The sequence below is a fragment of the Methylobacterium sp. WL6 genome, from assembly GCF_008040095.1.
GTDB lineage: Bacteria > Pseudomonadota > Alphaproteobacteria > Rhizobiales > Beijerinckiaceae > Methylobacterium.
On sequence record NZ_VRVH01000168.1, the window covers coordinates 1 to 9,672 of the forward strand.

Here is a 9,672-nt window from a genome sequence, read left to right on the forward strand (position 1 = left end):
GGCGCCTTCGGCCCGTGCCTCGTCGTGCCGGGCGGCGGCGCCTTCGCCGACGCGGTGCGGCTCGACCAGGCGCGTCTCGGCTTCGACGACGCGGAGGCGCATCGCCGCGCGCTCGATGCGATGAGCCGGATGGCGGGGTGTTTCCACGCCATCGAGCCGCGCCTCCTTCCCTTCCCCCTCCCCCGCAAGGGGGGGAGGGAGAGCGCCGTATCGGCTATCTGGGACCCCATCGCCCTCCGCGCCGGCCATCCGGACATCCCGGAATCCTGGGACGTGACCTCCGACAGCCTCGCGCTCTGGGCGGCGACGCGGATCGAGGCCGCCCGCTGCATCCTGGTGAAGTCCGCCGACGCCCCGGCGGGCGCCGACGCGTGCGACCTCGCCCGGATCGGCCTCGTGGATGCCGCATTCCCGGCCTTCGCCGGCCGCTACCGCGGCGCGGTCTCGATCCTCGGCCCCGCCGGCGCGCGGCCGGTCCACGCGCGGGCCGCCGCATGAGCGCCGCGCCCGAGCACCTGGTCTTCGTCACCGGCAAGCTCGCCCGCGCGCGGCTGGAGATGGTCGCGAGCGCCCTGCCCCCGGAGCGGTTCGCCTGGAGCATCGCCGATTCCGGGGTGAAGGTCGCCGCGCTGATGACCGAGGAGATCATCAAGCGCCGCGTCACCCTGCCCGAGGGCGCCACCCGCATCATCCTGCCCGGGCGCTGCCGGGCGAACCCGGAGGCCTTGGCCGCGCATTTCGGCCTGCCGGTCGAGCGCGGCCCCGACGAGATCGTCGACCTGCCGGCCCATCTCGGGCTCGCCGGCCGCAAGGTCGACCTGTCGCGCCACGACCTGCGCATCTTCTCCGAGATCGTCGACGCCTCGAAGATGACGGCCGCCGAGGTGGTGGCCAAGGGCCTGGACCTGGCGCGCCGGGGCGCCGACGTGATCGACCTCGGCGGCCTGCCGGACACCGATTTCCCGCATCTCGAGGATTGCGTGCGCGGGCTGAAGGCGCAGGGCCTCAAGGTCAGCGTCGATTCCTTCTCGATCGACGAGCTGCGCCGGGGTGCGGCCGCCGGGGCCGACTTCCTGCTCAGCCTCAACGAGGAGACGCTGGACCTCGCCTTCGAGACGGATGCGGTGCCGATCCTGGTGCCGATGCGGCCCGACGACCTGCCCTCCCTCGACCGCGCGATCGCGCGGATGGTGGAGGCGGGGCGCCCGTTCATCGCTGACCCGATCCTCGAGCCGATCCATTTCGGCTTCGTCGACTCGATCGCGCGCTACCGCGCCACCCGCGCGCGCTGGCCCGACATCGCGATGATGATGGGCACCGGCAACCTCACGGAGCTGACGGAGGCCGACAGCCTCGGGATCACAGCGCTCCTCGTCGGGATGTGCTCGGAGCTGTCGATCGGCAACGTCCTGATCGTGCAGGTCTCGAACCACACCCGCCGCACGGTTGAGGAACACGATGCCGCGAGGCGGGTGATGTTCGCGGCCAAGGCCGACGCCGCGCTGCCGAAGGGCTACGGCCGGGCACTTCTGGCACTTCACGACAAGCGTCCCTTCGTGCAAACGCCCGACGAGATCGCGGCCCTGGCGGCGCAGGTCCGCGACCCGAACTACCGGATCGCGGTCGCCGAGGACGGGATCCACCTCTACAACCGCGACGTCCACAAGGTCGGCACCGACGCGATGGCCTTCTTCACCGACCTCGACGTCGCCAGCGACGGCGCCCACGCGTTCTACCTCGGGGGCGAGCTGACCAAGGCCGAGACCGCGTGGCGCTTAGGCAAGCGCTACGTGCAGGACGAGCCGCTCGACTGGGCCTGCGCCGCCGACGCCGAGGTCGAGGACACCACCGCCTTCAAGAAGGCCGGCCATACCAAGCATTCCGGCCCGGACGCGCCGCAGGGCGCGCGCGACGCGCAGGTTCCGGCCGAGGCCGGCGCCTCGGCGCCCCGCACCATCGCGCCGGACGCGGCCGCGGCCGAGGCGTCGGTGTCGGAAACGCCCCAGGCGCCCGCGCAAAAGCTCGTCTGCGGCAAGCTCGTGCCGGCCGGGGAGGCCTGAGCCGGTGCCGCTGATCCTCGAGACGATCGTCACGACGCTCTCGCGAGAGGGCGCCCTGCACCTCGTGCCCTTCGGCCTGATCGCGGAGGGCGACGACTACGTGCTGGCGCCGTTCCGGCCCTCGCCGACGATCCTCAACCTCGAGGCCAACCCCTGCTTCTGCGCCTCGAGCCCGCGCGACGTGCGGGTGATCGCCGGCGCGGTCACCGGGCGCCGGGACTGGCCGACGGTGGCGTGCGACCGCATCCCGGGCCGACGCCTCGCCGACAGCTTCGGCCACGCCGAGTTCGAGGTCGCGGCGGTCGAGGCCGACCCGACCCGGCCGCGCTACCGCGGGCGCCAGGTCCACGCGGCGGCGCACGCCCCGTTCATCGGCTACAACCGGGCGCAGGCCGCGGTGCTGGAGGCGGCGATCCTCTCGACGCGGCTCCACATGCTGACGCCCGACAAGGTCATGGCCGAGATGCGCTATCTCGCCATCGCGATATCCAAGACGGCCGGCCCGCGCGAGCGGGAGGCCTGGGACTGGATCGAGGACAAGGTCGCCGCCCATCTCGGGACGGACGGCCGCATCCTCGCCGACACCGCCGCCGCACGAGACGGCGGATCAGGAGAGACACCCCCATGAGGATCGAGCTGCCCATGATGAGAAGACTGGCCCTCACGAGCGCCGTGGTGATCGCCGCGGTGGCGGCGACCACGGCTCAGGCCCACGGCCCGACCCGCAAGAAGGTCGAGGAGACCGTCGAGATCAACGCCAGCCCGGACAAGGTCTGGAAAGTGATCGGCAACTTCCAGGACATGAGCTGGCTGCCGCTGGTCGAGAAGACCGAGGGCAAGGAGGGCAACACCCCCGACAAGGCCACCCGCGTCCTCACGCTCAAGGGCGGCGCCACCGTCGAGGAGAGCCTGTACAAGTACTCCGCCGAGAAGATGAGCTACTCGTACCGGATCACCAAGGTCGACGTGAAGACCCTGCCGGTGAACGATTACTCGTCCACGCTCAAGGTCGAGGCGGACGGCGACGGCAAGTCGAAGGTGTCGTGGGACGGCGCGTTCTACCGCGGCTACATGAACAACGATCCGCCGCCCGAGCTGAACGACGAGGCCTCGCAGAAGGCCGTGCGCGGCCTCTACCGCACCGGTCTCGACGCGCTGAAGGCGCAGGTCGAGAAGGGCTCTTGAGCCGTTCGATCACATCGCGACGCGGAGGCCGGCTGCGCGCCGGCCTCTCGCTCGCCCTCGCCCTGTGGCTCGTGCCGCTCGCCGCGCGCGCCGCCGAGGCGGTGGTCACGGTGCAGGGCGACAACGCCGTCGACGTGATCGACCTCGAGGCCGGCACGATCCTGCAGCGCATCCCCGTCGCCGGCTCGCCCGCCGGCATCGCGCTCTCCCCCGATCGCAGGACCGCTTACGTGACCTGCCCCGACGCGCCGGGCATCGCCGTCGTCGACCTGACCGCGCGCAAGGTCGCGCAGGTGCTGGCCCTTCCGGGCGGCCCGCTCGGCATCGCGGCGAACCCGAGGAGCGGCGCCGTCTACGTCGCCGACTGGTACGCCAAGCGGGTGTTCGTGCTGGTGCCGGGTGAGGCGGGCCTCAGGCTCGACGGCGAGATCGCGGTCGGAGCCTCGCCGTCGGGCATCGCGGTGACGCCGGACGGCGCGACGCTGCTGGTGGCCAACCGCGAGGCGGACACGGTCTCGGTGGTCGACGCCGCGACCCGCCGCGAGACCGGGACGATCGCCGTCGGCCGTCATCCCTTCGGCATCACCCTCGATGCGCAAGCCAAGCGCGCCTACACCGCCAACGTCACCGGCGACGACGTGTCGGTGATCGACCTCGCCGCGGCGCGCGAGGTCGGCCGGGTGAAGACCGGCCAGCGCCCCTACGTGATCGCCCTGACGGGGGAGCGCGGCTTCGTCACCGACCAGTATTCCGGCACCGTCACGGTGTTCGATCCTGCCACCCTCGCCCCCGTGGCCCGGATCGAAGTCGGCGACCACCCCGAGGGCATCGCCGCCACCGCCGACGGGCGCTCGGTGATCGTCGCCAACTGGGGCTCGAACACGCTCTCGGTCATCGACGCGCGGACGCTGACGGTGACCCGCGAGATCAAGACCGACGACAGCCCGCGGGCGTTCGGGGATTTTCTGCGCTGACGTCGCGCCGGGCGGAAGCCTGACGTGGCGCGGGTCCCTTCCCCCAGGGGGAGGACAGGATGAGGGGCGTGCGTTTTCCGGAGCGGTCACGCCCCTCACCCCAACCCTCTCCCCGTGGATGAGGGCGTGGTCCTGCGGTCGATCACGCCGCCTCGGGCGGCTCGCCGTCCTCCGGGCCCTCCGGCGCGTGCAGCATGTCCTCCAGCTCGTCGATCAGCCGGTCGATCTGGTCGGGCGTCGCCAGCACCTTGACGGTCTCGCCGTCCTCGGTGGCGAGCGCGAGCTCGATATGCGGGCCGACCCGGGCGGTGAGGACGCGGGCGAGGATCTTCAGGGCGCTCATCGGTCTTCCTTCGAAACCAGCGTGTCGGCGGAGAGCAGCGCGACGGCGAGCGCCGGGCCGCAGGTGGAGGCCCAGTCTGGCCGGCCGGCGATGCGATCCGCCAGCACCTCGGTGAAGGGCAGGCAGCGCCGGCCGAGGCGCCGGGCGAGGGCGTCGGCCAGGAAGGCGCCCGCGCCGCAGGCGATCACGGGGGCCGCGGCCGGGATGTCGGGGCGCGAGAGCAGGGTGGCGGCCGCGTCGTGGAGCAGGCGCAGCTGCGCCTCGGCGAAGTGGCCGGCAAGCGCCCGCCAGTCCTCGTCCGTCCCCTCCCCGCGGTCGCGGCCGATCATCCGGGCGAGCCGCGTCTCGCTTTCGGGCACCGACTTGCCCTTGCCGTCGCCGCTCGCCTGCTGGTCGGCGCCCTCGGGAAGGTCGCCGGTGATGCGGTGGACGTCGGCCGCGTGCGCGAAGGTCTCGGACATCAGCCGGGTGCGGCGGCCCCGGAACGGCGCATGGTCGGAAAGCGCCAGCAGCGGCGTGCGCACGACGCCGGTATAGACGAGCTCCCCCGTCTCCAGCCGCTCGGCGTCGCTGTAGCCGGCGGCGGCGGCGCGGCCTCCGACGATCGGGATCAGGTCGGCGGTGGTCGAGCCGACGTCGACGAGCAGCGCGTCGGGCACGTGCCGCCCGAGCAGGGCCGCGGTGGCGTGCCAGTTCGCCGAGGCGATCTCCGCGGCGTTCGGCTCCGCATCCCGCGGCGCGACGAAGCCGGCGCGCCCGGCATAGATTGCGACCTCGCCGGCCAGGTGCGTCGCCGCCCAGCCCGCGAGCTGCGCGACGCCGTCCGTCCGGTCGGCGAAGCAGTCGGTGAGCTCGCCGGTCATCGTCACGGCGTGCGCCGCCTCCCCCCGCGCCCAGTTGGGCAGCCCGGCGAAGGTGGCGTCGAGGGCGGGCAGCCCGCGCCAGAGCGGGCACGGCGCCTGCACCACCGCGCGGACGATGCCGCCTTCGACCAGCGCCGCCTTGACGTGCACCCCGCCGAGATCCCATCCGATCGTCCTGGCAGGGCGGGGAAGCGGATGCGCGGCGGGCAAGGGCGATCTCACTGATGGGCGACGCAGAGGGCGAGGGCGCGACGACGCCGTTCGCGGTGATTCCGGTGATCGACCTGCGCCACGGGCGGGTGGTGCGGGCACGCGCCGGCGAGCGACAGAGCTATGCCCCGATCGAGACCCCGTTGGCAAAGGGCTCGGCGCCGGCCGACATCGCCCGCGGCCTCCTCGCCGCGGTCCCGGCGCGGACGCTCTACGTCGCCGACCTCGACGCGATCGTCGATCGTGCCCCGCCCGACCTCGGGGCGCTGGCGGCGATCGCGCGGGCCTGCCCCGGCATCGGCCTCTGGGTCGATGCGGGCTTCGCAGAGGCGGCGACGGTCGAGGCCTTCCTCGCCGCCGGGCTCGGCCGCCCCGTGATCGGCAGCGAGAGCCAGGCCGACGAGGGCCTCGTCGTCCGCCTCGGCGACCGGGCCGTGCTCTCGCTCGATAGCCGCGGCGCGAGCCGGCTCGGGCCGCCCGGCCTGCATGCGGATGCCCGCCACTGGCCGCCGGAGGTGATCGTGATGACGCTTGCCCGCATCGGCGTCGGATCGGGGCCGGACCTCGCCGGGCTGGAAGCTGCCGCGCGCCTGGCCCCCGGCCGCCGGATCTACGCCGCCGGCGGCGTGCGCGGCCCGGACGACCTCGCCGCGCTCCGTCGCGCCGGGGTCGCGGGCGCCCTGGTCGCGTCGGCGATCCATGACGGCACCCTCCGCGCCGGGGACCTGCCCTGAACCTTCCGGCCGTGGCACGCCGCTGCTAGGGTGTCGGCAGGCACCGAGCGAAACGCGACAGACGGCAAGACCAATGGAAAAATTCACCACCCTGGAGGGCGTCGCGGCGCCCATGCGGATCATCAACGTCGACACCGACCGGATCATCCCGAAGCAGTACCTCAAGACGATCAAGCGCACCGGCCTCGGCAAGGGGCTGTTCGCCGAGATGCGCTACCGGGACGACGGCTCGGAGAACCCGGACTTCGTGCTCAACCAGCCGGCCTACCGCAACGCCAGGATCCTGGTGGCGGGCGACAATTTCGGCTGCGGCTCGTCGCGCGAGCACGCGCCCTGGGCGCTGACCGATTTCGGCATCCGCTGCGTGATCTCGACGAGCTTCGCCGACATCTTCTTCAACAACTGCGCCAAGAACGGCATCCTGGCGATCGTGGTCTCTCCGGAAGACCTCGAGAAGCTGTTCGAGGATGCCGAGCGCGGCGCCAACGCCACCCTCTCGGTCGACCTCGAAGCGCAGACCATCCGGGGCCCGGACGGCGGCACGCTGCACTTCGACATCGATCCCGGCCGCAAGGAGAGCCTGCTCAACGGCCTCGACGAGATCGGCCTAACCCTCAAGCGCGCCCCGAAGATCGACGCCTACGAGGACAAGCTGGCCGCGCGCGGCTGGGCGTGAGCGCGGCCGGACCGCGGGGGAGCGTCCGCACCGCGATCCGGCCTTAAGCCTGCGTTAACCGTTCCCTCATCAGGCTCCGGCGCCCCGGACACCATGCGAGCGACGACGATGCGGCGAGACTCCTGGCAGCGATCCTCCCGCAGGCCGATCCTGCCGTGGCTCGCCCTCGCCTGCCTCACGGCGACCGGCGCGCGGGCCGATTTCCAATCCTGCCTCGCCGGCCTGCAGCAGCAGGCGGCGGCGCAGGGCGTGTCGGCGCAGGCGTTCCGCAGTGCCACCGACGGGATCAGCTTCGACGACAAGGTGATCGAGCTCTCCCAGGCGCAGCCCGAGTTCAAGACGCCGATCTGGGACTACATGGCGGCCCTGGTCGACGACGAGCGCGTCGACGACGGCAAGGCGGCGATGCGCCAGTACGGGCAGGCCCTGGCGCAGGCCGAGGCCCGCTACGGCGTCGACCGCTTCACCATCGCCGCGGTCTGGGGCGTGGAATCGAACTTCGGCAAGAACCTCGGCAAGATGCCGCTGGTGCAGTCGCTGGCGACGCTGGCCTGCTCCGGCAACCGCCGCCGCGACTTCTTCCGCGGCGAGCTGATGGCGACGCTGAAGATCATCGACCGCGGCGACATCGAGCCCGGCCGCCTTACCGGCTCCTGGGCCGGCGCCTTCGGCCAGACCCAGTTCATGCCGACGACCTACCAGCGCCTCGCCGTCGACCTCGACGGCGACGGCCGCCGCGACGTGGTCGACTCGGTGCCCGACGCCGTCGGCTCGACCGCGAACTTCCTGCACGTCGCCAAGTGGTCGAACGGCCAGGGCTGGGGCTACGAGGTCAAGCTGCCGGCCGGCTTCAACGCCGGTGCCGCGGGGCGGAAGAACAAGAAGCCGGTCGGCCACTGGGCCGCGCTCGGCGTCAAGCGCATCGACGGGCGCCCGCTCTCGGCCGAGGGTCCCGTCGGCATCATGATCCCGGCCGGGATCGAGGGGCCCGCCTTCCTCGTCACCAGGAACTTCGACGCGATCTACTCCTACAACGCCGCCGAATCCTACGGGCTCGCCATCGCCGTGCTCTCCGACCGCCTGCGCGGCCGGCCCGGCATCCAGGCGGAGTGGCCGACCGACGACCCGCCGCTGTCGCGGGCCGAGCGCCGCGACCTCCAGGCCCGGCTGACGGCGCGCGGCTACGACGTCGGCGAGCCGGACGGCAAGGTCGGCGCCAAGACCCGCGACGCGATCAAGGAGATCGAGCGCAGCCTCGGCATGCCGCAGACCGGCCGTCCGGGCGCGAAGGTGCTGGAAGCGTTGCGCCGGTGAGCCGGCGCCTGATCAGCTCGGGCTCGCCGTTCGAGGCCGCCTACGGCTATTCGCGCGCGGTCGTGACGGGCGGCTTCGTGTTCGTCGCCGGCACCACCGGCTACGATTACGCGACGATGACGATGCCGGAGGAGGCCGCGGCGCAGGCCGAGGCGTGTTGGCGCACCATCGCATCGGTGCTCGCCGAGGCCGGATCCGGCCTGGAGCGCATCGTGCGGGCGACCTACTACGTCACCGATCGGGCGGATGCCGAGGCGGTGCTCGCGGTCTGCGGCCGCGTGCTGGTCCAGGTCCGGCCGGCCGCGACGCTCCTCGTCGTCGCCGGCCTGCTGCGCCCCGAGATGAAGCTCGAGATCGAGGTCACGGCGACCTTAGGGTGAGACGGTTGCGCCGCCCGATCAGTAGGGCGTCCCGTAATACGGCCGGCGGACCGGGCGGTAGCGGTCCTGGACGGGACGGCCATAGCCGTCGCCGTACGCCCCGAGATAGGGATCGAGCCGCGGATCGCGGTAGTTGCCGTTGTTGACGCCGGCCGAGCGGTCGTTGCCGTTCAGTGCCGCGTAGGGCGAGAGGCCGCTGCCGCTGTCGCTGCCACCGCCTCCACCGCCGCCGCGCGCGAGCACGGCGCCGGTCGAGCCGATGATGAGGCCTGCCGCCAGCACGGCCCGAACCGTCTTCCGCGTCGTCGTCTTGACTGCCATCGTCGCCTCCCGATCTCGCTGCGTGCCGGATCCAGGCGAAAAACCGGTCGCGGCGACGCGAGGTTCCCGAGGGCCGGGGGCGGCGAAAGCGCCGACCTTCTCTCCGCCACCGGTCGTCGACGCGGCAGGGCCCGTCGCCCGGGATTCGAGCAGACCCCGATGACCCCCGGCGGCGACGGCGGGACGAGATGGCGTCGGGGCGAGCCGATGGCTCAGCCCGGCCACCGGAGCCTGCGCCAGACGACGCCTAGTGCCGGTAGCGTTCGGCAAGGGCCATGAGGGCTCCTGCGAGCTCGGTGAGGTTGGCCGAGGCCGCCTCGACCTCGCGGGTGCCGGCGGCGGTCTGCTGGCTCGCTTGGCGGATGTTCTGCAGGGCGCCCATCACCTGCTCGATGCCGAGCTGCTGCTGGTTGGTCGACGCCACGATCTGCTGGAAGGTCTGCACGTTCTCCTCCACCCGCCCGGTGATCTCCTCGATCGTGCGCTGGGTCGTGTCGGAGCGCGCCTTGCCGGTGGCCGCCCGCTTGACCGCCTCCTCCGTCAGCATCACCGAGGTGTTGATGCCGCGCTGGATCTCCGAAAGGATGCCGCGCACCTGCAGGGTGGCCGCCT

Annotated in this window: 12 protein-coding genes and 1 pseudogene; 9 read left to right on the plus strand and 4 right to left on the minus strand. The window is 72.5% G+C overall.

What is annotated here, in order from left to right:
• The 5 genes from FV230_RS29805 to FV230_RS18855 all read left to right on the plus strand — a co-directional run.
• A partial coding sequence (locus tag FV230_RS29805; protein ID WP_187275553.1) for a uridylate kinase occupies positions 1-498 on the plus strand: 498 nt, incomplete at its 5' end.
• Positions 495-2,060 (plus strand): DUF6513 domain-containing protein, encoded by a 1,566-nt coding sequence (locus FV230_RS18840; protein WP_147843486.1) that lies wholly within the window; start codon positions 495-497, stop codon positions 2,058-2,060. The genes FV230_RS29805 and FV230_RS18840, both read left to right, overlap by 4 nt.
• A gap of 4 nt (positions 2,061-2,064) precedes the next feature.
• Complete coding sequence (locus FV230_RS18845) at positions 2,065-2,688, plus strand: DUF447 domain-containing protein (protein ID WP_147843487.1); 624 nt, start codon at positions 2,065-2,067, stop codon at positions 2,686-2,688.
• A 17-nt stretch (positions 2,689-2,705) separates the two neighbouring features.
• The gene (locus tag FV230_RS18850; protein ID WP_243938988.1) at positions 2,706-3,245 is read left to right on the plus strand and encodes an SRPBCC family protein; all 540 of its coding nucleotides are present in this window, start codon (positions 2,706-2,708) and stop codon (positions 3,243-3,245) included.
• 32 nt (positions 3,246-3,277) lie between these two features.
• Positions 3,278-4,219: a YncE family protein gene (locus tag FV230_RS18855; protein WP_147843491.1), complete on the plus strand. Its 942-nt coding sequence runs from the start codon at positions 3,278-3,280 to the stop codon at positions 4,217-4,219.
• A gap of 142 nt (positions 4,220-4,361) precedes the next feature.
• Here FV230_RS18855 and FV230_RS18860 read toward each other — a convergent pair whose 3' ends face one another.
• Complete coding sequence (locus FV230_RS18860) at positions 4,362-4,562, minus strand: hypothetical protein (protein WP_147729338.1); 201 nt, start codon at positions 4,560-4,562, stop codon at positions 4,362-4,364.
• Positions 4,559-5,635, minus strand: coding sequence for a hydantoinase/oxoprolinase family protein (locus tag FV230_RS18865; RefSeq protein ID WP_147843488.1), 1,077 nt, complete (start codon positions 5,633-5,635; stop codon positions 4,559-4,561). Before FV230_RS18865 ends, FV230_RS18860 begins: the two co-directional genes overlap by 4 nt.
• A 14-nt stretch (positions 5,636-5,649) precedes the next feature.
• Between FV230_RS18865 and FV230_RS18870 the strand changes: the two genes are divergently transcribed.
• From FV230_RS18870 to FV230_RS18885, 4 genes are all read left to right on the plus strand, one after another.
• Positions 5,650-6,369, plus strand: a complete 720-nt coding sequence (locus tag FV230_RS18870; RefSeq protein WP_147843489.1) for a HisA/HisF-related TIM barrel protein — start codon at positions 5,650-5,652, stop codon at positions 6,367-6,369.
• 73 nt (positions 6,370-6,442) lie between these two features.
• Positions 6,443-7,045, plus strand: a complete 603-nt coding sequence (gene leuD / locus FV230_RS18875; protein ID WP_147729235.1) for a 3-isopropylmalate dehydratase small subunit — start codon at positions 6,443-6,445, stop codon at positions 7,043-7,045.
• Between the two features lie 108 nt (positions 7,046-7,153).
• Positions 7,154-8,359, plus strand: a complete 1,206-nt coding sequence (locus tag FV230_RS18880; RefSeq protein ID WP_147729234.1) for a lytic murein transglycosylase — start codon at positions 7,154-7,156, stop codon at positions 8,357-8,359.
• On the plus strand, positions 8,356-8,739 hold the full coding sequence (locus FV230_RS18885; RefSeq protein ID WP_147843490.1) for a RidA family protein: 384 nt from the start codon (positions 8,356-8,358) through the stop codon (positions 8,737-8,739). The genes FV230_RS18880 and FV230_RS18885 overlap by 4 nt, the downstream gene beginning before the upstream one ends.
• An 18-nt stretch (positions 8,740-8,757) precedes the next feature.
• Here the strand turns inward: FV230_RS18885 and FV230_RS18890 are convergent, their stop codons facing one another.
• Both FV230_RS18890 and FV230_RS18895 read right to left on the minus strand, forming a co-directional pair.
• Positions 8,758-9,060, minus strand: coding sequence for a hypothetical protein (locus tag FV230_RS18890; protein WP_147729232.1), 303 nt, complete (start codon positions 9,058-9,060; stop codon positions 8,758-8,760).
• A 247-nt stretch (positions 9,061-9,307) separates the two neighbouring features.
• Positions 9,308-9,672, minus strand: a pseudogene (locus FV230_RS18895) (chemotaxis protein); the annotation flags it as partial.